General features: G+C 65.3%; 24 protein-coding genes. 9 read left to right on the forward strand and 15 right to left on the reverse strand.

The window, feature by feature from the left end; genetic code table 11:
- Positions 1–26: 26 nt before the first annotated feature.
- The 3 genes from AC20117_RS02435 to AC20117_RS02445 all read right to left on the reverse strand — a co-directional run bounded on the left by AC20117_RS02435 (position 27) and on the right by AC20117_RS02445 (position 2,695).
- The gene (locus AC20117_RS02435) at positions 27–515 is read right to left on the reverse strand and encodes an SRPBCC family protein (RefSeq protein ID WP_074701137.1); all 489 of its coding nucleotides are present in this window, start codon (positions 513–515) and stop codon (positions 27–29) included.
- 9 nt (positions 516–524) lie between these two features.
- Positions 525–986 (reverse strand): SRPBCC family protein, encoded by a 462-nt coding sequence (locus AC20117_RS02440; RefSeq protein WP_074701136.1) that lies wholly within the window; start codon positions 984–986, stop codon positions 525–527.
- Positions 987–1,048: 62 nt separating this feature from the next.
- Complete coding sequence (locus AC20117_RS02445; RefSeq protein ID WP_083339773.1) at positions 1,049–2,695, reverse strand: ABC-F family ATP-binding cassette domain-containing protein; 1,647 nt, start codon at positions 2,693–2,695, stop codon at positions 1,049–1,051.
- Positions 2,696–2,966: 271 nt separating this feature from the next.
- On the opposite strand from AC20117_RS02445, the gene AC20117_RS02450 reads away from it, so the two are divergent.
- The 4 genes from AC20117_RS02450 to AC20117_RS02465 all read left to right on the forward strand — a co-directional run bounded on the left by AC20117_RS02450 (position 2,967) and on the right by AC20117_RS02465 (position 6,561).
- Entirely contained in the window at positions 2,967–3,404 is a 438-nt protein-coding gene (locus AC20117_RS02450) for a VOC family protein (RefSeq protein WP_074701135.1), read from the forward strand.
- 110 nt (positions 3,405–3,514) lie between these two features.
- Entirely contained in the window at positions 3,515–4,453 is a 939-nt protein-coding gene (locus AC20117_RS02455) for a 1,4-dihydroxy-2-naphthoyl-CoA synthase (protein WP_074703275.1), read from the forward strand.
- A gap of 10 nt (positions 4,454–4,463) precedes the next feature.
- Positions 4,464–5,579: an AMP-binding protein gene (locus tag AC20117_RS02460; RefSeq protein WP_074701134.1), complete on the forward strand. Its 1,116-nt coding sequence runs from the start codon at positions 4,464–4,466 to the stop codon at positions 5,577–5,579.
- Between the two features lie 100 nt (positions 5,580–5,679).
- Positions 5,680–6,561, forward strand: a complete 882-nt coding sequence (locus AC20117_RS02465; protein WP_074701133.1) for a 1,4-dihydroxy-2-naphthoate polyprenyltransferase — start codon at positions 5,680–5,682, stop codon at positions 6,559–6,561.
- 3 nt (positions 6,562–6,564) lie between these two features.
- Here AC20117_RS02465 and AC20117_RS02470 read toward each other — a convergent pair whose 3' ends face one another.
- Complete coding sequence (locus AC20117_RS02470) at positions 6,565–6,900, reverse strand: DUF4229 domain-containing protein (protein ID WP_083339981.1); 336 nt, start codon at positions 6,898–6,900, stop codon at positions 6,565–6,567.
- A gap of 106 nt (positions 6,901–7,006) precedes the next feature.
- Here AC20117_RS02470 and AC20117_RS02475 point away from each other — a divergent pair, with 106 nt between their 5' ends.
- Both AC20117_RS02475 and AC20117_RS02480 read left to right on the forward strand, forming a co-directional pair.
- Positions 7,007–7,426 carry a PLD nuclease N-terminal domain-containing protein gene (locus tag AC20117_RS02475; RefSeq protein ID WP_083339772.1) on the forward strand — a complete coding sequence of 140 codons (420 nt, stop codon included), beginning with the start codon at positions 7,007–7,009 and terminating at the stop codon, positions 7,424–7,426.
- A 70-nt stretch (positions 7,427–7,496) separates the two neighbouring features.
- Positions 7,497–7,871 carry a ribosomal maturation YjgA family protein gene (locus AC20117_RS02480; protein WP_236777424.1) on the forward strand — a complete coding sequence of 125 codons (375 nt, stop codon included), beginning with the start codon at positions 7,497–7,499 and terminating at the stop codon, positions 7,869–7,871.
- 136 nt (positions 7,872–8,007) lie between these two features.
- Here the strand turns inward: AC20117_RS02480 and ccsB are convergent, their stop codons facing one another.
- The 5 genes from ccsB to AC20117_RS02505 form a co-directional block, all read right to left on the reverse strand.
- The gene (gene ccsB / locus AC20117_RS02485; RefSeq protein ID WP_074701129.1) at positions 8,008–9,042 is read right to left on the reverse strand and encodes a c-type cytochrome biogenesis protein CcsB; all 1,035 of its coding nucleotides are present in this window, start codon (positions 9,040–9,042) and stop codon (positions 8,008–8,010) included.
- A gap of 12 nt (positions 9,043–9,054) precedes the next feature.
- Complete coding sequence (gene resB / locus AC20117_RS02490; protein ID WP_074703274.1) at positions 9,055–10,689, reverse strand: cytochrome c biogenesis protein ResB; 1,635 nt, start codon at positions 10,687–10,689, stop codon at positions 9,055–9,057.
- A 143-nt stretch (positions 10,690–10,832) separates the two neighbouring features.
- Positions 10,833–11,525 carry a cytochrome c biogenesis CcdA family protein gene (locus tag AC20117_RS02495; RefSeq protein WP_418202250.1) on the reverse strand — a complete coding sequence of 231 codons (693 nt, stop codon included), beginning with the start codon at positions 11,523–11,525 and terminating at the stop codon, positions 10,833–10,835.
- Positions 11,526–11,623: 98 nt separating this feature from the next.
- Positions 11,624–12,238 carry a TlpA family protein disulfide reductase gene (locus AC20117_RS02500; protein WP_074701128.1) on the reverse strand — a complete coding sequence of 205 codons (615 nt, stop codon included), beginning with the start codon at positions 12,236–12,238 and terminating at the stop codon, positions 11,624–11,626.
- A 54-nt stretch (positions 12,239–12,292) separates the two neighbouring features.
- Complete coding sequence (locus tag AC20117_RS02505) at positions 12,293–12,955, reverse strand: histidine phosphatase family protein (protein ID WP_074701127.1); 663 nt, start codon at positions 12,953–12,955, stop codon at positions 12,293–12,295.
- A 122-nt stretch (positions 12,956–13,077) separates the two neighbouring features.
- Between AC20117_RS02505 and AC20117_RS02510 the strand changes: the two genes are divergently transcribed.
- Together AC20117_RS02510 and AC20117_RS02515 are read left to right on the forward strand one after the other, a co-directional pair.
- Positions 13,078–13,623 carry a YceI family protein gene (locus AC20117_RS02510; RefSeq protein ID WP_074701126.1) on the forward strand — a complete coding sequence of 182 codons (546 nt, stop codon included), beginning with the start codon at positions 13,078–13,080 and terminating at the stop codon, positions 13,621–13,623.
- 190 nt (positions 13,624–13,813) lie between these two features.
- The gene (locus AC20117_RS02515; protein WP_074701125.1) at positions 13,814–14,593 is read left to right on the forward strand and encodes an ABC transporter permease family protein; all 780 of its coding nucleotides are present in this window, start codon (positions 13,814–13,816) and stop codon (positions 14,591–14,593) included.
- Between the two features lie 6 nt (positions 14,594–14,599).
- Here the strand turns inward: AC20117_RS02515 and AC20117_RS02520 are convergent, their stop codons facing one another.
- Positions 14,600–15,313 carry a redox-sensing transcriptional repressor Rex gene (locus tag AC20117_RS02520; protein ID WP_074701124.1) on the reverse strand — a complete coding sequence of 238 codons (714 nt, stop codon included), beginning with the start codon at positions 15,311–15,313 and terminating at the stop codon, positions 14,600–14,602.
- A gap of 75 nt (positions 15,314–15,388) precedes the next feature.
- The gene (locus AC20117_RS02525; RefSeq protein WP_074701123.1) at positions 15,389–15,652 is read right to left on the reverse strand and encodes a glutaredoxin family protein; all 264 of its coding nucleotides are present in this window, start codon (positions 15,650–15,652) and stop codon (positions 15,389–15,391) included.
- Between the two features lie 109 nt (positions 15,653–15,761).
- Here AC20117_RS02525 and AC20117_RS02530 point away from each other — a divergent pair, with 109 nt between their 5' ends.
- Positions 15,762–16,580, forward strand: coding sequence for an HAD family hydrolase (locus AC20117_RS02530; protein WP_074701122.1), 819 nt, complete (start codon positions 15,762–15,764; stop codon positions 16,578–16,580).
- A 113-nt stretch (positions 16,581–16,693) separates the two neighbouring features.
- On the opposite strand, the gene AC20117_RS02535 is transcribed toward AC20117_RS02530, so the two are convergent.
- The 4 genes from AC20117_RS02535 to AC20117_RS02550 all read right to left on the reverse strand — a co-directional run bounded on the left by AC20117_RS02535 (position 16,694) and on the right by AC20117_RS02550 (position 19,591).
- A complete protein-coding gene (locus AC20117_RS02535) occupies positions 16,694–16,792 on the reverse strand; it encodes a 30S ribosomal protein bS22 (RefSeq protein ID WP_003792170.1) in 99 nt (32 codons plus the stop codon).
- 177 nt (positions 16,793–16,969) lie between these two features.
- Positions 16,970–17,182 carry a helix-turn-helix domain-containing protein gene (locus AC20117_RS02540; protein ID WP_074701121.1) on the reverse strand — a complete coding sequence of 71 codons (213 nt, stop codon included), beginning with the start codon at positions 17,180–17,182 and terminating at the stop codon, positions 16,970–16,972.
- Positions 17,183–17,329: 147 nt separating this feature from the next.
- Positions 17,330–18,442, reverse strand: coding sequence for a 3-deoxy-7-phosphoheptulonate synthase (locus AC20117_RS02545; protein WP_074701120.1), 1,113 nt, complete (start codon positions 18,440–18,442; stop codon positions 17,330–17,332).
- Positions 18,443–18,664: 222 nt separating this feature from the next.
- A complete protein-coding gene (locus AC20117_RS02550; RefSeq protein WP_083339770.1) occupies positions 18,665–19,591 on the reverse strand; it encodes an N-acetylglucosamine kinase in 927 nt (308 codons plus the stop codon).
- Positions 19,592–19,809: the final 218 nt, after the last annotated feature.

The raw sequence follows: 19,809 nt of genomic DNA on the forward strand, positions 1-19,809 counted from the left end.
CACAACGACGACGGCGGGCGGCGTACTTACTGTCCGAGCGCCTGGCTGTAGTGCCGCACGAGTTGTTCATGAGACTGCCCGGTGTCGCCGGCGGAGCCATCGAGGAACGCGGCCAGCTGCTCAAGGCAACCGTGCCACCCGGCGGCAACGTTGGCAATCTTGGCCGGATCCTGGATGGTGTTCGTGAGCATGAGCAGGCTGCCGCCGGCATCAGGCTGCAGCCGCCAGCGAAGCACCTCCTGGTCCCAGCTGAAGGCGAGCAGGTGCGGCGGATCCAGCTCCAGGACCTTGCCCTGGTCAGGTTCCTCATCCGGGAAGCGGAATTCAACGATGCCGCCAACCTGCTGTTCCAGCCGGACAGCACAGGGGAACCATGCCGAGAGTTCCGAGTCCTCGCTCAGCGCGCGCCACAACCGTTCGACGTCGTGGCTGAACCGGCGGCGGAAACGCAGCACGGGCTGGCCCTCCACCGTGCTGTCCAGACTGACGTCCACCTTGAATTTCCCTGCCGTCATACTTCCTCCTCAGGCGCGGTTTTCGGCCTTGGCCGCGATGTCCTTCAAATCCTGCGCCATCGCTTTACGTGCGGCGTTCATGCCGATTTTGCCGAACACGGCCATCATCAGCTTGGTCAGCGTGCCCGGGCGGGCCTGCTCGGCACCGAAGAACATTGTCAGTTCCGTGCCGCCCGGCACCGGACGCAAGGTGAAGCGGGTGGTGTAGTCGGCGCCGCCGGACTGTGCCTTAACCGTGGTGGCGTGGGGAGCCTGGGCATCTGCCACCCACATCTCTTCGGTGGCTTCCTTCCCCATCATTTTCCGGGTTTCCCGCCAACGGAAGCCTTCGGTATAGGGGCCGGGCGTGAGGACTTCCACATTGGTCACGCCGGACAGCGTTCCCGCCGCTCCCTCAATATCCGTCAGTACCTCCCACACGGCCTCCGCCGGTGCGTTCACGTGCTGGGTCAACTCCAGTTGATGCGCCATTGATCCCTCTGGTTTCTCACATGTGTATCCGCGTTGGTCTGCCCAACACAGTAGCCCATGGGTCAGACAGGCACTGGGAAGGACGCGACCCGGCCGTCAACCAGCCGAAGTTCCGCGCCGGCACCGGTTCCGCCGAAGCGCCCGGCGAACCAAGCGCCCAGTTGGCGGTCGTGGCTGACCATGACGAGGGTTCCAGCGTAGGCGGCGAGCGCTTCCTCCAGCTCGCCCACCAACGCCGGGGCGAGATGGTTGGTGGGCTCGTCGAACAGCAGCACGTCGTAGTGGCCGACCAGCAGCCGGGCCAGCGCCAGCCGGCGGTACTGCCCCACGGACAGCGCCCCGACGGGCACAAAGAAGTCCACGGTCCGGAACAGCCCCAGGGCCAGCAGCTTCTCCGCATGTTCCTCGGTATCGCCGGGCAGCCCGGCGCTGAAGGCCTGCAGCAGCCGGTGCGTCGGGTGGGCCGGCGGGGCGAGTTCCTGGGGCAGGTAGCCCAGCTCTCCGTGGCGCGAGACGGTCCCGCTGTCCGGGACCAACCGGCCGGCCAGTACATCCAGCAAGGTGGTTTTGCCCGCACCGTTGGGGCCGGAAACCAGCAGTTTCTGCCCCGCCGCCAGCTGGAGCTTAGCCACGTGCAGCCTGCCTTCAACAACGACGCCGGAAGCCTCCAGCATCGTTCCGGTCAGGCCGGTACCGCCGAAGTCCGCGGCCAGCTTCAGCGGTTCGGGCGGCCGCTGGACCGGTTGGGCCTGCAGCCGGCGCAGCCGTTCCTGGGCGTTGCGCAGCCGGCTGGTCCGGGCCGACTCCACGGTGCTGGTCTTGTAGGAGAAGGCCATCTTGTCCTTGTCGGGGCGGTCCGGAACGTCACCGAACTGCTCCCGGTGCCGGGCGATTTTCGCCCTTTCCGCCGCCACCGCATCCAGCCAGGTACCGTAGGCCTGCACCCAGCGCTGGCGCTCGGCCGCCTTTTCCCGCAGGTAACCGGTGTACCCGTTGCCGTAGCGCGCTAGGCTGCGGCGGTCCGCGTCCACCTCCACCACCGTGGTGGCGACGCGTTGCAGGAAGGTCCGGTCATGCGAAACGGCGACGACGGTGCCCGGGTGCGCGGCGAGGGCATGTTCCAGCCACTCGACGGCGCTGTTGTCCAGGTGGTTGGTCGGCTCGTCCAGCAGCAGGACCGGCGCGGGATCCGCCAGCAGGCAGGCGAGCGCGAGGCGCCCCTGTTCACCGCCGGAGAGCGAGCCGATCATCCTGTCCCTGGTGACCTGCCCCAGGCCCAGCCCGTCCAGCGCACCATCCACGCGGGCATCCGCGGCGTAGCCATCGCGCAGCCGGTAGGCCGCGAGCAGTTCGTCATACCGGCCGTTTTCCTGTTCCTTGCCGCCGGCCATCGCGGCCTCGAGCCCGCGGAGCTCCGTTTCCATGGCGCGCAGCCCGGACAAGGACGCGTCGATGGCCTGCCCAACGGAGAACGACGGCGGCAGATCCAGCGTCTGCCCCAGGTAACCGTGGGAGCCGTGCACGGTCACGGTTCCGGCGTCCTGCTGTTCGAGACCGGCCAGCAGCCTGAGCAAGGTGGACTTGCCCGCGCCGTTCTCGCCGATGATGGCCAGGTGTTCGCCGAACGGAACGACAAGGCTGACGTTGTCCAGCAGGAGGCGGCCGCCATAGCCGTGCGAAAGGTGTGAGAGCTGAATATGAGCGGACAAAATAACCCCATTGCGTCGAAAACTTATGCCTGCGGGCACATCCGGCAGAGGGCCGAGGCCGAGCGGGCAGGCAAATGGACGTAAGCGGGTTACAGCTTCATGCCACCTAGTGTGGGAGCGCCGGGACACAGTTGTCAACGTTTCAACGCCCCGTCAGTGCAGATGGTGGCAGTGGACGCCGCAGGTGCCGGAATAGCCATCGTCGCTTTCGCGGACAAAAGTTGTCCTGAAGACTCTGGCGCGGTATCGGCCGGACGCCTACCGTCGAAGCATGACCTACAACTTGCAGATAGTCGTGGATTGCGCCGATCCCCATAGCCAGGCCGACTGGTGGGCCGAAACCCTGGGCTGGACGCTGGAGGGAACGGACCCGGACTTCATCAAGAAAATGATCGCCCAGGGCCACGCCCGCGAGGAAGACACCACCACGCATAACGGCAGGCTGGTTTGGCGGGCCGGCGCCGCCATCTCTCCGCCGGGGGAAAAGGACTTGCCCGACCGCCGGCGGATCCTCTTCCAGCCGGTCCCCGAACCGAAAACGGTGAAGAACAGGCTGCACTGGGATATGCGCCTTGCCGGCGACGACAGGGACGTGGTCCGGGCGCGGCTCGAAGCCCGCGGTGCCAAGTTCCTGTACGACGCCCAGCAGGGACCGTACAGCTGGTACACCATGGCCGATCCGGAAGGCAACGAATTCTGCCTCACGTGACAGGCCGGTTTTGGGCCCAAGGCTAAACTCGCTATGTGAGCATTGAGAATTCTGCCCCCGCGCCCGCCACCGCCGCACCGGAAGCCAGCAACCACGCCCAGGCCGCCGCCCTGCCCGAAAAGGTGTCGGATGTCTTCGACCCCGCCCACTGGCGCGAAGTATCCGGTTTCGATTTCCAGGACATGACGTACCACCGCCAGGTCGAACGCGACGCGTCCGGCGCCGTGCTGCGCGACCTGCCCACCGTGCGCATCGCCTTCAACCGTCCCGAGGTCCGCAACGCCTTCCGGCCCGGCACGGTGGACGAGCTCTACCGGGCGCTGGACCACGCCCGGATGACGCCGGATGTGGCGACCGTCCTGCTGACCGGCAACGGCCCCTCCCCTAAGGACGGCGGGCACTCGTTCTGCTCCGGCGGCGACCAGCGGATCCGTGGCCGCGACGGCTACCGCTACGCCGACGGCGAGACGCAGGAAACCATTGACCCGGCCCGCGCCGGCCGGCTGCACATCCTCGAAGTCCAGCGTCTGATGCGCACCATGCCCAAGGTAGTCATCGCCGTCGTTAACGGCTGGGCGGCCGGCGGCGGCCATAGCCTCCACGTCGTCGCGGACCTGACCATCGCCTCCCGCCAGCACGGAAAGTTCAAGCAGACCGACGCCACCGTCGGCAGTTTCGACGCCGGCTACGGCTCTGCGCTGCTGGCCCGCCAGATCGGACAGAAGGCCGCCCGCGAGATCTTCTTCCTGGCCCGCGAATATTCCGCCGAAGACATGGTCCGGATGGGCGCCGTCAACGAGGCCGTGGACCATGAGCGGCTGGAGGAGACCGCGCTGGAGTACGCCGCGGATATCGCCCGGCAGTCGCCGCAGGCCATCCGCATGCTCAAGTTCGCGTTCAACCTCGCGGACGACGGGCTGGCCGGCCAGCAGGTCTTCGCCGGCGAGGCCACCCGGCTGGCCTACATGACGGATGAGGCTGTGGAGGGCAAGGAAGCCTTCCTGGAAAAGCGCGACCCCGACTGGTCCCGCTTCCCGCGCTACTTCTAAGGCCGCCCGGATGAACATCGATCCGGCGCTGAAAGCACTCTCGGCCGCGCTGGCAGGTACCGGCCCCGCCGTCGAAATCGCACCCGACGGCACGCCCGGGCCGGTCACCTCGGCCGGCCTGGCGCCGGAGACTGCAGCGGTGGTGCGGACCTCGGGTTCCACCGGCACGCCGAAGGCCACCATGCTGGGCATTGATGCGCTGGCGGCGTCCTCGATGGCCACGGCCATGCGGCTGCAGGGCGAGGGCCAGTGGCTGCTGACCCTGAGCCCCAACTATGTGGCCGGCCTGCAGGTGCTGGTACGTTCTCTCTACGCGGGCACCAGGCCCTGGGTGATGGACCTGTCCGCCGGCTTCACCCCGGAGGCGTTCACGACGGCGGCGGGCGAGCTGACGGACAGGTTCCGGCTGGTCTCGCTGGTCCCGACCCAGCTGCACCGGCTGCTCACGGACCCGTCCCCGCAGACGGTCCAGGTGCTGCGGCGCTTCGACACCATCCTGCTCGGCGGCGCCCGGATGTCCGACGATCTGCGCGTGGCGGCCCGTAAGCATTCGCTGCGGATTGTCCGCACCTACGGCATGAGCGAGACCTGCGGCGGCTGTGTTTACGACGGCGTACCGCTGGACGGCGTCCAACTGCGGCTGGATGCCGGCCGGATTTCCATCGGCGGCGACGTGCTGGCCTCGGGCTACCTGGACAATCCCGAGCTGACCGACGCGCACTTCAGTACCGGCCCGGACAAGGACGGTACTGCCGGCCGCTGGTTCCTCACGGAGGACCTGGGTGAAATGCACGACGGCGTGCTGACAGTCAGCGGGCGGGCGGACGATGTGCTCATCACCGGTGGCGTCAAGATCTCCGCCGCCGCCGTCGCCGCGGCCGTCGAGACCGTCCCCGGTGTGGAGACCGCGCTGGTGGCCGGTGTCGAGGACCCGGAGTGGGGCACCCGGGTGGGCGCCGCCGTCGTCGGTCCTGCCGACGATGAGCTGATCTGCCGGACGGTCCGCGAGGCACTGGGGCCGGCCGCGGTGCCGCGTATCCTTGTACGGCTGGACGCCCTGCCGCTGCTGGCCAATGGCAAACCGGACCGGCTGGCCGTGGCGCGGGCGCTGCGCGAAGCCGGCTGATACGCGCAGCCCGCCGGCGATAAGCGAGAATAGTTCACTGCGGCCGGCACCGGATCCGGTCCGCCGCCATCATTACCGCTCACGAAAGCAGGATCTTCACGTGGCTACAGTTGCCCAATGGATTGAAGGCGCACGCCCCCGCACGCTGCCGATGGCGGCTGCCCCGGTCATCGTGGGCAGCGCCGCGGCCTTCGACCTCGAGGCCTTCGACCCGACGCGGGCCTTGCTGGCGCTGCTGATCGCCCTGCTGTTCCAGATCGGTGTCAACTATGCCAACGACTACTCCGACGGCATCCGCGGCACCGACGACGTCCGGGTGGGGCCCATCCGCCTGACCGCTTCGGGCGTGGCCTCGCCGAAGTCGGTGAAATTCGCGGCGTTCGGCTGCTTCGGGCTGGCATTACTCGCCGGACTGGCCCTGATTATTTTGTCCCAGACCTGGCCGCTGCTGCTGGTGGGGGCCGGCTGTGTCATCGCCGCGTGGGGCTACACCGGCGGCAGCAACCCCTACGGCTACCGGGGCCTGGGCGAAGTCTTCGTGTTCCTGTTTTTCGGCATCGTGGCCACCATGGGCACCACCTACACCCAGGCCCTGCAGGTCAGCTGGGCTTCCTTTGTGGGTGCCGTGGGCACGGGATTGATCGCCACGGCGCTGCTGATGGCCAACAACGTACGGGACATTCCCACGGACCGCGAGGTCGGGAAGATCACCCTGGCCGTCCGGCTGGGCGACGAGGCCGCGCGGATCAGCTACGTGATGATGCTGGCCGTTGCCATCCTGCTGCCGCTGGTCCTGGTCAACGACCATCCGTGGATCCTGCTGGTGCTGCTGCTGGCCCCGGTGTGCCTGATGCCCAGCTGGGTCATGCTCAAGGGCAAGAAGCGCAAGGACCTGATCCCGGTGCTCAAGCAGACCGGCATCATCAACCTGTGCTTCGCCGTCGCCTTCTCGCTGGGTCTGGCGCTGACGCGGTTGATGTAGCGGTCAGTCCGCCGTCGGCTTGTCTTCGGGCCTGGTGTCCTTGGGCTTGCGGTCCGCGTCCATCCGGAGCTCTCCGTAGCGGTCCACGGCCTCGTCTTCGGCCATCGCATCCGAGATCTCGGTTGAGGTCCGCAAGGGCTTGGCGTTGCCGGAGAACCGGTGCCGCAGGGATTCCGAGGCGGCGTCGCGCATTTCGCGGAAGAACAGGTATGTGATGCACCATCCGGCCACTGCAGCCACGAGGGCGGAGAAGATCAGACCCACGCCCAGCCACATGCAGATGACGAAGATGACGGCAACGATACCCAGCCGCAGAGCGGTAAATTTCCAGAAAGCCACCACACAAGTTTACGCTGTCGGCGCCGGCCGGGCCGCCGGTCGCGCTGAGAGCGGAAAGCCTGCTGCACGCGCAGTGGCGACGCCCCGGCTCAACTACACTTAATGCATGGCCCGTGTCTACATAATGCTCGTTGTACTCGCAGTCGCAATTATTGTTTATGCGCTGATCGAGTGCATCCGCTCGCGGCCGCAGGAAGTCCGCAGCATCTCCAAACCGGGCTGGATCCTCACCATCATCCTGGTTCCGCTCATCGGCGCCCTGCTCTGGTTTGCGTTCGGGCGTCCGCGCGCTAAAAAACAGGCGCAGCAGGCCGCCCCGCGCCGGCCCATGGCACCCGATGAGGACGTCGCGTTCCTGCGCAACCTGGATGTGCAGCGTCGGCAACGCCAGCGCGAGGAAGCGCTGAAGAAGCGCGAAGAGGAACTCAAGAAGCAGGCCAAGGACAAGGGCCGCAGCGGCAGCAACCACAGCGGCACCAACCAGGTCAGCGAAGAGGATCCGGAAAATCCGAACACCCCGCGCTGACGGATTACGACGGCGGGCCCTCTTCGCCGGCGCAGCGCTGACTATCGCTGCGGGGCTGCTGGTCCGGTTCGTGGGCAGTGGCACTTGGACCAACCACACCGGCGATGCGCTCTACGCGGTGCTGATCTACCTGCTGGTGGCCGCCGTGGCTTCGCGGAATCCGAGCGTACTCATCTCGGCCGCCGCATTAGCGGTATGCACCGCCGTCGAACTCCTTCAGCTATCGCCCCTGCCCGCCGCACTTGGCGAAATCTTCCCACCGGCGCGCCTGGTTTTCGGCACCACATTCGGCATGCTGGACCTGGTTTCCTATGCAACGGGAGTGCTGGCAGCGGGACTGCTGGACGGCGTGCTGCGCCGTCGCCTCGGTGCCCCGCGTTCTGGCCGCCGGATTCACAGCGGCGCAGTCTCCGCGGAAGCCTCGGCCAGAACGTGCCGAAGGTAGCGTTCCTACGCGTTCAGGTAGGTCATGGCCGGCGTCGAGCTGAAGCACAGCGCCGCCTTCCGGCCAATACAAGAAACGGGACCTGCGTTGGTTGCCCAATGCACAGGTCCCGTTTAGAAAGCCAGTGGAGATCCGCTTACTGAATTCCGGAGTAGCTGTGCAGTCCGGAGAAGAAGACGTTCACGATGGTGAAGTTGAAGACCACGCAGAGGTAGCCGACGATGGACAGCCAGGCGGCCCGGGTTCCGGTCCAGCCGCGGGTGGCGCGAGCGTGCAGGTAGCCGGCGTAGACCACCCAGATCACGAAGGTCCAGACTTCCTTGGTGTCCCAGCCCCAGTAACGGCCCCACGCCTTTTCGGCCCAGATGGCGCCCGCCATCAGGGTAAAGGTCCACAGCACGAACGCGATGGCATTCACCCGGTAGGCGAAGTTCTCCAGCGACAAGGCCGACGGCACGAGGCGAAGGAAGCCCATGCGCTCCGGTTGGCCGGCACGAGCGCGGGCTTCCCGGTTGGCCTGCAGCAACTGCAGCACGGACATGGCGAAAGTCAGGGTGAACAAAGCGGAGGCGATCACAGCGATCGAGACGTGGATGATCAGCCAGTAACTCTGCAGCGCGGGCACCAGGTGGGCCACCGGCGTCGGGAAACCGATCGCAGCCGCGCACAGCATGATGACAACCAGGCCGATAACGAACGAGCCCAGAAAGCGTACGTCCTTGCGGGTGAGGACCAGCAGGAATACGACGGCGACAACCAAGCCGCCGGTGGTGCAGAACTCGTACATGTTGCCCCACGGCACGCGGTGCGCCGCGATGGCCCGTGAAATCACTCCGGCCGCGTGGACCAGAGCAGCCACGATGGTAATGGCGACGCCGATACGCGCGGCAACACGGCGTTCCTTGGTGTACACCATGGCTTCGTCTGCCGTCTCGACGGAGGTGTCCGCCCCTGCATTTCCAGCGGAACCGGCCGCTGCCCCACCGCCTGCTCCGGCCAGGACCTTCTGCTCGGACTGTTCGCGGGCCAGACGGGATTCGACCGACCGGATGGTCTTGCTGGAGGTTGCCAGGTCCCAGCAGAAGGCAATGAACGCCACGGTGTATGCCATGGCAGCCAGCAGGATGAACAGTTCGCTGTACTGGCCGAGCGTCTCGTCAATGGAGGGCATTGGAGGGGATCCTTAGGAGTTCTTTACGCCGACGGCGCTTTTGTTATTGTCTGCCTGCTGGTCCTGGTTGGCCAGCCATTCCTTCTCGAAGAGTTTGCGCAGGGCCGCGGATTCGCCTTCCAGCCTGGGGTCTTCGCCGCGGGCCAGCAGTCCCCACTCAACCATGGTCCGGCCGTCCTCGTGGGTACCGGCGCGGACCCAGACGCGGCGGCGGCCGATGAACAGGGAGGCGCTCAGGCCGATGATGGCGAGCGTTGAGAACACCAGCGCGCCGGCCTGGCCCGGGTCGTGGTCGATGTCCAGGGCGACGTAGCGCTTCAGTCCGTCGAAGGTGACGCTGCCCAGCCCGTTCGGCAACTCGTAGCTTTCGTAGGCGCCGAGGGAGAATTCGCCGGCCTCGTCCTCGCCGTCACTCATCGACGTCAGGGTGGAAGTGTCGAGCACAAAGACGTTCTTCGGGTCGCCCTCGTCCAGGCCGAGGTCGCCGTAATATCCGTTCAGGTACAGCCGCGGGTTGAACGGATCCGGGTCGCTGCCTACGGCCACGCCGTCGGAACCTTCCACCGCGGTGGGCAGGAAGAAGCCCACAAAGCCCAGCTGTTCGGGCTGGGCGTCCGGGACCTTGATGACCATGGTGGAGGTGTAGGCACCGTCGTTCGGCACCGACACCACAGGACCCTGCAGCGCGATGTTGCCATCGCCGTCGCGGATCGTCACAACGGGTGCATAGCCGTTGCCGACCAGATACACGCTCGTTCCGCCGATGGACAGCGGTTCGTTGACCTTCAGGGTCTGCTGCTCCGGCTCCGCTTCGGGTGATTCCTTGGTGGTCAGGACCGCGGTGAAGTCCAGCGGCTGGCCGTAGTGGGTGTCCGATTCCCGGTCGAAGACCACGTCGAAGCTGTCCAGCTGCAGCGAATACGGCTCCAACTGGTCCTCGTGGAAATTGCTGCCCGGGGAGAAGTTGTCGTAGCCCACCAAGGTGTTGACGAAGGACTCGCCCTCGACAATGATTTTCTGTCCGCGGTAGCCGAACAGCCCGCCGACGGCAACGGAGACCAGGACACCGATCAGCGAGACGTGGAAGACCAGGTTGCCGATTTCCTTCAGGAAGCCGCGCTCGGCACCAACGGAAGGCATCGCGCCGTCCTTGCCGCGCACCTCCACCCGGTATCCGCGGCGCTTGAGCAGGCGGGCCGCGTCGTCGACGGCGGATTCCCGCGTGACCTCCAGACCGGACGGCAGCGCCATCGAACCGTATTCCGGCAGCCGGGAGAGCCGGCGCGGGGTCCGCGGCGGCTCGGAACGCATGGCCTTCCAGTGCTGGATGGCACGCGGAACCACACAGCCGATCAGGGAGATGAACAGCAGCAGGTAGATCGCCGAGAACCACACCGAAGAGTAGACATCGAACAGCTGGAAACGGTCCAGCCAGGGGCCGGTTTCCGGATTGTCGGTGATGTACTGGGTGACGACGGCGGGATTCGCCGGCCGCTGCGGGAACAGCGAGCCCGGCACCGCGGCGACGGCCAGCAGCAGCAGCAGAAACAGTGCGGTGCGCATGCTCGTCAGCTGCGTCCACATCCAGCGCAAGGTGCCGACGAAACCTAAGGCGGGCAGGGCGACGTCGTTCTTCGCCGAAGGCATTTTGTCCTTCTTCGCCGGCCCCCAGCCGCGGGCGGCATCCGCCTTGCCGGCAGGCCCTGCCTGCTCCGTGCCCGGCGTCTGGGACGCGTCGGAAGCAGACGTCTCGGACGTGGGCGTCTCGGGAGTCTTAGGTGTTTCGCTCATCAGATTGGGAGCCTCACTTCATTTGCGAACCAGTCCTGCAATTGCGTTACCCAGGTTCCCCACATCCCGCTGGCCATCAGCACACCGAGAACCACCAGCAGTGCGCCGCCTGCCCGCTGCAGAAACAGCCGGTGCTTGCGGAAGAATGCCATGGCGCCCATGCCCCGCCGCACGCCGAGCGCGATCAGCAGGAACGGGATGCCGAGCCCCAGGCAGTAGACAAAGGCCAGGAAGGCACCCTTGGTCGCGTCGGCACCGCCGGAATAGGCCAGCGCCTGGACGGCGGAGAAGGTGGGGCCGATGCACGGCGCCCAGCCCAGGCCGAAGGTCATCCCGAGGACCGGGGCGCCCCAGAGTCCGGCCGGCGGGCGGGAATGGATCTTGCGGTCGCGCTGGAACCAGGACAGGCCGCCCATGAAGATCACGCCCATCGCAATAACGACGACGCCGAGCGCCTGCGTGACCCACGCGGCTTCGGATCCCTTCAGCCAGGCTCCCAGTTGCCCGAACACCGCCCCGATGGCGACAAAGACAATGGAGAAGCCCAGCACAAACAGGCCGATGCCGGCAAGCATCCGGCCGCGCCGCTGGCGCTCCAGGTCCACGCCGGTCAATCCGGTGACGTATCCGAGGTAGCCCGGGACGAGGGGCAGGACGCAGGGGGACAGGAAAGACACCAGCCCCGCCAGCATGGCCACGGGGATGGCCAGCAGGACGGAGCCGTTCAGGACGGTATCGCCGAAGGCGCTGCCGATGCTCAGGGGGACGTAGGCCGCAGTAAGTTCCACGGTCAGGCGGCCGCTGTGTCTCTGATCAGCGCTTTCAGCGTGCCCTTGTCAGCGACGCCGAGGATGCGGGCCGCTACCCGGCCTTTCTTGTCGAGCACGAGCGTGGTGGGGACGGCCTGCGGCGGGACGTAGTTGGTCATTGCCAGCAGGATGCCGCCGTCCTTGTCTTGAAAACTGGGATAGGTCACGCCGAAATTGCGTTCAAAGGCTTCGGCCGTTGCCCGTTCGTCGCGGATGTTCACGCCGTAGAACTGCGCCTCGTCGGCGAACTCCTCGCTCAAGGCCTGCAGGTCCGGGGCTTCCAGCCGGCACGGTGCGCAGGCGGCGTACCAGAAGTTCAGCACGGTGACCTGTCCGGCGAAATCGGCGGCCTCCACGGTGGTTCCGTCGAAAAGCTTTCCGGAGAGCTGGACCGGTTCGCCGCGGGTGGCGGCGTCGTATTCGGTCACCGAGCCGTCCCCGGCGATGTAGTTTTTGTTATCGCCGGCATTGGCCTGCTGGGCCAGGGAGTCCTCCACTGTGCAGGCGGCCAGGGGCAGGGCAAAGACGAGTCCCGCACCAAGCTTGAGCAGGGAACGGCGGTTGAACGGCTGGGGGGTTTGGGCAGTCACAATCACACTTTTCTTCGTGGGCTGGGAAGTATCCCACTTCTACAACGCGTAGTAATTCTATTACGCTCCCGGGATATTCGCCGCACCGGGCAAAAGGTCGGCGCTGGGCTCGCAATATTCGACCCCGACGAGGCGTTCGCCGTCGAACTTCAGACTGGTTACCGAGGTCAAAGTGCATTGCCGACGGCGGGGGTCATGCCACAGCCTGCGTTGTTCCGCTGCCAGCCGCGTCACCCAGATGGGCAACTGGTGGCTCACCAGCACTGCTTCGGCACCTTCTCCGCCGCGTTCGACGGCGGCGCGCCGGGCATCCTCGACCGCTTCCATGACCCGGGCGACCTGTCCGGAGTAGGGCTCGCCCCAGGACGGCAACATCGGATTGCGCAGGTACCTCCAGTGCCGCGGATCCCGCAGGTGCCGCTTGACGTCGGAGAGGCCCTCAAAATGGTTCTCCGCTTCGATAATCCGCTCGTCGGTCACAATCTCCAGGCCCAACGCAGCGGCAGTTGGCTGGGCCGTTTCCTGTGCGCGGGTAAGCGGCGAGGCCACCAGATAGCTGATCTTGGCACCGTCCTCGGCTCGCTGGGCAAAGTAGTCCGCCGCCCGCTGGGCCATCTCACGTCCCAGCTCGGACAGACGGAAATTAGGCAGCCGGCCATAGAGGACGCGGTCCGGATTATGGACCTCGCCGTGGCGGAGTAAATGCACAGTGGATAGGGGCATGGTCTTAATTCTCTCAAAGCCAAGGGGATTGCCCAAAGCCGAGGGGGTGGCAAGAATGGGCACTGAGTGAAGATCTGCTGCTCAGCCTGATGAAATCGTTTTTCCCACGTAAGGAGATCGTTATGACGTTGCCCCAAGGTCTGGCTCAAGGCGTCTGGAATCTCGACCTGACGCACAGTGAAATCGGCTTCACCGTCCGCCACGCCGGGATCAGCAAGGTCCGCGGCCGTTTCACCGATGCAACGGCCGAGGCACGTGTTGGCGAGTCGCTCGCGGAGTCCACTCTCCACGCCACGGTCAATACAGCCAGCTTCGAGTCCGGGGATGCCAACCGCGATGCCCATGTCAAGGGACCTGACTTCTTCGACGTCGAGCAGTACCCCGAAATGACTTTCGTCGCCACAGGAGTCGAAGGCGACGGCGAGGACTACACGGTCACCGGCGACCTGACGATCCGCGGCGTGACTAAACCGGTGGAAGTCGAGGTGGAGTTCACCGGCGTGGCTGTCGATCCGTTCGGGGCGACCAGGGCCGGGTTCACCGGCGAAACCGAAATCAGCCGCAAGGAGTTCGGCCTGACTTGGAACGCGGCACTGGAGGCCGGCGGGGTGTTGGTCAGCGACAAAGTGAAGATCCATCTGGATGCGGCACTGGTCAAGCAGGCCTGAGCTACCCGATCCGATGCATGGATTTGCCCGGCTGCGACAGCTGTTCCGGCCGGGCAAAATCATCCTTCAGAGCTAGTCCCTGCCGGTATGTCTGCGCTGTAGGGTTGCAGTAGGAGCTGTCCTGTCCTGCCTTGTCAACGCGGTACCGGCGGCTATCTGCAGTGTCGATCGACAGAAGAAGGATGCGACCATGTCCACTCCCGAAAACAATCCAAATCCGTCCGAGAAACCGGACCAGCAACCGGGACAGTCCGGCCAGAACGGCGACGTCGCACCCCGCTACGGACAGAACTCGCCCTACGGCCAGAACACACCGCAGTACGGGCAGAACCCTCCTTATGGCCAGAGCTCCCCCTACGGCCAGAATTCGCCCTACGGCCAGAACCAGCCGTACGGACAACAGCCCTATGGCCAGAACACCCCGTCGCCATACGGGTACCAAAATGCACAGCCCGGCCAGTACAGCTACCCGAGCAGCCAGCCCCAAGGTGGTACAGGGAAGCCCGAGGCTCCTAAAGAAGTCATGATCGCCTTCTGGCTGATCATCGCGGCAGCCGTGCTGACCGCAATCAACACGATATTGATCCTGACTAATCTCGAATCGGAGTTGGAAGCGGCGTTCCGTGACCCTGCGCTGCGGGACATGCTCGCGCAGTCCGAGGGTGAAATCAGCCAGCAGGAACTCATGGATATGACAGCCGGATTCGCTGGCATCAGCGTCGTCATCGCTGCACTCATCGGCATTGGCCTTTACCTGATGGTGGCCTTCGGCGTGAAGGCCGGCAAGAACTGGGCCCGGATCACGGGAACTGTCTTCGCCGCGCTTTCGCTGTTCTTCCTGATACCGTTCGGGCTTCAAACGCTGGTGGTCTTGCTGGGCATCGCCGCCATCGTGCTGCTGTTCATGCCGAACTCGAACAGCTTCTTCAAGGCAGTGGCTGCCCGGAAGTTCGGCATTTACGGCCGCTGACATTCCCTACTGTGCTTTACGGGCGCGGGTTTCGGAGTCCAACTCCGATTCCTGCGCCCGTTGTGCGTGGTAGGCCAGGATCTGCAGTTCGGTGGCCATGTCGACCTTCCGCACCTGCACATGCGGCGGCACCTGCAGCACAACGGGGGCGAAACTCAGGATGCTGGTGATCCCGGCAGCGACGAGCTTGTCGCAGAGATCCTGTGCCACGCGGCCCGGAACCGCCAGCACCACCATGTTCGCGCCGGTCCGGTGCAGCACGGTTTCCAAATCGGCCGTGTTGTGGATTTTCAGGCCACCGATCTCGGTTCCGATGATCGACGGGTCAGCATCGAAGATGGCCGCAACTTCGAAGCCACGCGTGGTGAACCCCGAATAGCCTGCCAGTGCCCGGCCGAGGTTACCGGCACCGATGATGGCAACGCGCCATTCCTGGGTCAACCCCAGCCGGGCGGAAATGGTCCGTGTCAGCAGCTGCACGTCATAGCCGACGCCGCGCGTGCCGTAGGAGCCGAGGTAGGACAGATCTTTGCGGAGCATTGGCGATTTCACCCCGGCGGCTTCGGCGAGTTCCTCCGACGAGGCACGCTCCACGCCCTCGGCAAGCAGGGAGTTCAGGGCGCGCAGGTAGATCGTCAGCCGCGCAACAGATGCCGGCGGAATAGTGCGGCCCGAACTTTCGGGATTCCCGGCGGTACTGGGAAGATCCTGCGTGGTCACGATGTGGCTCTCCATTGCTAGCTGTAGTCCCACTTTAGGCGGTGGGCAAAATGGCAACCAATTGGCTCTGCTGGATCAGGACGTCAACAGGCGCCGCAGCCGCTCCGGATCGATGCGCCAGAAATCGCGCTGTACACCGTCGATCATGACCACCGGAATCTCCTCGGCGAACCGCCGCTCCAGCTCCGGATCCTCCAGAATGGACTTCTCCTGCCACTCCAGCCCGAGGTCATCGGCAACTGCCGAGACAGTTTCCCGGGCCGCTTCACAAAGATGGCAGTCCGGCTTGGTGAGCAGCACCAGTTCATGGCTAGGGCGGGGAGCAGCTGAATCTGTCATAGCTAACAACGTAGCCCCACCGGGTCAGGAGTCAATAACCGGACAGCGCCCCGCCCTCCACCCGCAGGGCGGCTCGGCATCGATGCCTTCGGCTCGTTAGACTCGAGACATGCCCTCAGCCGCCACAGGTCCTGCCCACCGAAAGCCTGATCCCGCCGGCGCAGAAACCGGGGCCGCGTTTTTCGACGTCGACAATACTTTGATGCGCGGGGCAAGCCTGTTCCATGTGGGGCGCAAGATGTACCAGCGCGGTGCCTTCCGGATGCGGGACGTTGCCGGGTTCGCCATCAAGCAGGGAAAGTTCCTGTGGCGCGGGGAAAACCTCAAAGACATCCAGTCTGTCCGCGATACCGCCATGGCGCTCGGTGCGGGGCTGATGGTGACGGATGTGAAGGCCCTGGGCGAGGAAGTCTATGACGAGATCATCGCGTCCAAGATCTGGCCCGGCACCCGTGCCCTGGCGGATCAGCATCTGCGTGCCAGGCGTAAAGTGTGGCTGGTGACCGCCACTCCCCTGACGGTCGCGGAAGTCATCGCGGACCGGTTGGGCCTGGACGGGGCTTTGGGTACTGTGGCGGAAATTGCCGACGGCGCCTACACGGGGGCGCTGGTCGGTGAAATCCTGCATGGGCCGGCCAAGGCCTACGCCGTCGCCGAACTCGCCAAGCTGGAGGGTCTGGAGTTGGAGAACTGCTGGGCCTACAGCGACTCCTACAACGATGTTCCCCTGCTGTCGCTGGTGGGCAATCCGGTGGCTATCAATCCGGACGCGAGGCTGCGCCGCCATGCCCGGGACCGCAACTGGCCGATCTACGACTTCCGCAGCGGCCGCAAGGCTGCAACCCTGGGGCTCAAAGCTGCCACCGGCGCCGGCGCCGTGTACGGGCTCTGGCGCGGGGTGCACAAGTTCCGCGGTCCACGCGGCTGAACAAGCCCGTTGCGGTCTCCCCGCCACAGTGCAGGTCCGAGTCCCGCAGGGTTTAACGCAAACGGCCCGCCAGTTGCCTGGCGGACCGAGAAGCATGCTGTAAAGCGAAAGCTCTACTTCTTATTGCGACGCTGGTGGCGTGTCTTGCGAAGCAGTTTACGGTGCTTCTTCTTGGCCATACGCTTGCGGCGCTTCTTAATAACTGAACCCACGAGTTCCTCACAAATTCACTTCGATTAACATCCGACTGCCACAGTTTGCCCTTGAGAACAGCAGTGGCCGGCGGATTCTTACGATGACGTAAAACGTTCCTTAACAGGGTACCGCCTAAATCAGGCGACAATTTACCGGCCGTTGGCGCCCGGTCCGTTGCCCAGATCCAAAACCGCCTAAGCGGTATCCGTCTGGCCCTCCACAACGGCACCGCGAAGATACTGCTCCACGGCCGATTCCGGCACCCTATAGGAGCGGCCGAAACGCACAGCAGGCATCTCTCCGGAGTGAATTAACCGGTAAACGGTCATCTTGGAAACACGCATCACCTCGGCCACTTCCGACACTGTCAAGAAGCGGACGTTCGAGAAATTCTTCTCCTCAGCCATTTCCAAAATCCTTTACTCCGGTTGGGCCGAACGGCATGCCGCCTTGCCCTGCGAGTAATTGCCGTCTAGCTAGACACTCTAGAGGGCCAAGTGACCAAAGTGAAAGTTGCCCTGTTGATTAAGCGTTACATGATCCCGCTGGCTTTTTCAGCGGGACACTCGGGCGCGCTGAACACTGCTCAAGGCCAGCTGGGCGAGCGTGGAAACCGTCATGTCCCAGTCCATGCACGCATCCGTCACACTCTGCCCGTAAACCAGTCCGGCGTCGTCGGCGGCCTGGTCAGCGATATCTAGTTTCTGCGCGCCTGCCACCAGGAAGCTTTCCAGCATGATCCCGGCAATGGCGGAGGCGCTGTGTCCGGCCCCCTCCAGTTGGGCCGCCACGTCCAGCGCCACTTCTGCCTGCCGGTGGTGGCTCTTGCCGCTGTTGGCGTGGCTGGCGTCCACGATCAGCCGCGGGTTAAGCCCTGCTTCCGCCAGCAGCTCCGCGGCACGGACAACATTGGCGGCGTCGTAATTTGGTCCGGCATTGCCGCCGCGCAGAATCAGGTGCGTATCGGCGTTCCCCGCCGTCGAGACCATGGCGGCGCGGCCGGCTTCGTCGATGCCCAGGAAGGTCTGGGCAGCCGAGGCTGCGGTGCAGGCATCGAGCGCCACCTGCAGACCGCCGTCGGTCCCGTTCTTGAAACCGATCGGCATGGACAGTCCCGAGGCGAGCTGGCGGTGGATCTGGCTTTCCGTGGTGCGCGCACCGATCGCTCCCCAGCTGACCAGGTCCGCCATGTACTGCGGGCTGATCGGCTCGAGGAACTCGGTGGCAACAGGGAGCCCGAGGTCGGCTACGTCGAGCAGGAACCGGCGCGCCGTCCGCAGCCCGGCGGCAACGTCATGGGAGCCGTCGAGGCGTGGGTCGTTGATCAGGCCCTTCCAGCCCACCGTGGTGCGTGGCTTTTCGAAGTACGCGCGCAGGACGATGAGCAGCTCGGAGCTGTGCTGCTGGGCCACCGCGGCCAGGCGCCGGGCGTAGTCGAGCCCTGCTTCCGGATCGTGGATGGAGCAGGGGCCGACGATCACCAGCAGCCGGTTATCGACGCCGTCCATGACCGCACGGATCTCGGCGCGGCCGCGATCAACGACGGCGGACTGCTCGGTAGTCGCCGGCAGCTCCTCGATGATCTCCTGCGGCGTCTGCAGTGCGCTGAAGGAGGTGACCCGCAGATTGCTGGTCTGGATCTTGTCTGCGTTGAGTACCGGATTCATGGTTTTCCCGTCCTATGGTGGCGGGAACCAGTCAGAACCCGCCGTGGAAATGGCGAAGGGCAGAGAATGATCTCTGCCCTGTTGGCTCTGAAGGTGTCGGTTGCGCACGCCGTTAGGCAGTCACGTTAGGCCCCTCCAGAGCCAACGGAAAATACGCATACCAACGGGTTGTCATGTCCACGAGCATAAGCCACGGTTTCCGCCCTGCGGCAATTGTGACGATTATGACTTGCGGGAATCCGGAGTTGGCGCGTCCGAAACCGCGCGGCTCGCGCGTCCGGCCGGATCGTCGAGCAGGTCCACACCGTAGACCGGTTCCCGGTCCAGCTGGCGCACGTCGTCGATGCCATGCGGGGCAAGAGCGGCGGCAATGCGTGCCGCCAGTTGCGGCACGTTCGCCCCCAGTCCGCCGCCGAGGATCACTGGCCCCGAAATATCCAACCGGCCGGCAACCTGGAGGATGAGCCGCGCCAGATCATTCGCGGCGACAGCCAGCAGCTCCGCGGCCACCGGATCCGTGGCAGCAGCCTCGACAATCAGCCGCGAACGCTGCGCCCAGTAGCGACGGCCGGTGGGACCGTGGAAGTGTGCGATCAGCTCCACCGGATCCGCCAGCGAGCAGTCGGCCAGAAGTGCACGTGTCAGCGCATCGGGCCCCAGGCCTTGGTCGCGGCGTCGCAGTGCGTGCCGGACCAGTTCCCGGCCCAGCCAGTAGCCGCTGCCCTCGTCCCCCAGCAGATAGCCCCAGCCCCCTGCCCGGGCCTCATTCCCGGTGCCGTCGGTGCCCCAGACCGCCGATCCGGTGCCGGCGATGACCGCGATGCCGCGGCGGGCCCGTCCGGCGGCGAGCACCAGGCGTGAATCGTGGACGGCACGGATTTCCGCATGCGGCGCAAAAGGCGAGATGAGCGCGGCCAGGGCACCGGCGTCGTTCGCTGTATCAATCCCGCCGGCCCCGGCGATCACCCTGTCCGCATCGCCGCCCAGGGCAGAGAAAACTTCGGCCAGCGCGGTGGACGCCGCTTCACGGGAAACGTTCTGCACGTTGGCACTGCCCGCCACGGCTTCGGCAGTGATGGTGCCGTCCTCCAGGCGGATGGCATGGGTCTTGGTGCCGCCGATGTCCAGTCCGATCAGAATGTGCGCCATAGCGTTAGAGCATACTGCCGCCGGGAGAACCCGGGTCCATGCCGGCCTCGGCATAATAGCCTTCGATGTGCCGGCAGCTGATCCCGGCGGCCTCCTCTGCACGGCCATAGCACACCGCTGCCAGCACCCGCAGTTCCCACATTGGCCCTTGCCGTGGTCCTACCACATGCATTAGGCTGTGGTTGGACCACATAGGTTTCCACCCACGAGGGAGCTAA

The organism is Arthrobacter crystallopoietes (assembly GCF_002849715.1).
GTDB classification, from domain to species: domain Bacteria; phylum Actinomycetota; class Actinomycetes; order Actinomycetales; family Micrococcaceae; genus Crystallibacter; species Crystallibacter crystallopoietes.

Coding starts and splice junctions, on each gene's coding strand:
- AC20117_RS02435 (WP_074701137.1), bottom strand. CDS start 515: ATGACGGCAGGGAAATTCAAGGTGGACGTCAGTCTGGACAGCACGGTG.
- AC20117_RS02440 (WP_074701136.1), bottom strand. CDS start 986: ATGGCGCATCAACTGGAGTTGACCCAGCACGTGAACGCACCGGCGGAG.
- AC20117_RS02450 (WP_074701135.1), top strand. CDS start 2,967: ATGACCTACAACTTGCAGATAGTCGTGGATTGCGCCGATCCCCATAGC.
- AC20117_RS02460 (WP_074701134.1), top strand. CDS start 4,464: ATGAACATCGATCCGGCGCTGAAAGCACTCTCGGCCGCGCTGGCAGGT.
- AC20117_RS02475 (WP_083339772.1), top strand. CDS start 7,007: ATGGCCCGTGTCTACATAATGCTCGTTGTACTCGCAGTCGCAATTATT.
- ccsB (WP_074701129.1), bottom strand. CDS start 9,042: ATGCCCTCCATTGACGAGACGCTCGGCCAGTACAGCGAACTGTTCATC.
- resB (WP_074703274.1), bottom strand. CDS start 10,689: ATGCCTTCGGCGAAGAACGACGTCGCCCTGCCCGCCTTAGGTTTCGTC.
- AC20117_RS02495 (WP_418202250.1), bottom strand. CDS start 11,525: ATGCTGGCGGGGCTGGTGTCTTTCCTGTCCCCCTGCGTCCTGCCCCTC.
- AC20117_RS02505 (WP_074701127.1), bottom strand. CDS start 12,955: ATGCCCCTATCCACTGTGCATTTACTCCGCCACGGCGAGGTCCATAAT.
- AC20117_RS02510 (WP_074701126.1), top strand. CDS start 13,078: ATGACGTTGCCCCAAGGTCTGGCTCAAGGCGTCTGGAATCTCGACCTG.
- AC20117_RS02515 (WP_074701125.1), top strand. CDS start 13,814: ATGTCCACTCCCGAAAACAATCCAAATCCGTCCGAGAAACCGGACCAG.
- AC20117_RS02525 (WP_074701123.1), bottom strand. CDS start 15,652: ATGACAGATTCAGCTGCTCCCCGCCCTAGCCATGAACTGGTGCTGCTC.
- AC20117_RS02530 (WP_074701122.1), top strand. CDS start 15,762: ATGCCCTCAGCCGCCACAGGTCCTGCCCACCGAAAGCCTGATCCCGCC.
- AC20117_RS02540 (WP_074701121.1), bottom strand. CDS start 17,182: ATGGCTGAGGAGAAGAATTTCTCGAACGTCCGCTTCTTGACAGTGTCG.
- AC20117_RS02545 (WP_074701120.1), bottom strand. CDS start 18,442: ATGAATCCGGTACTCAACGCAGACAAGATCCAGACCAGCAATCTGCGG.
- AC20117_RS02550 (WP_083339770.1), bottom strand. CDS start 19,591: ATGGCGCACATTCTGATCGGACTGGACATCGGCGGCACCAAGACCCAT.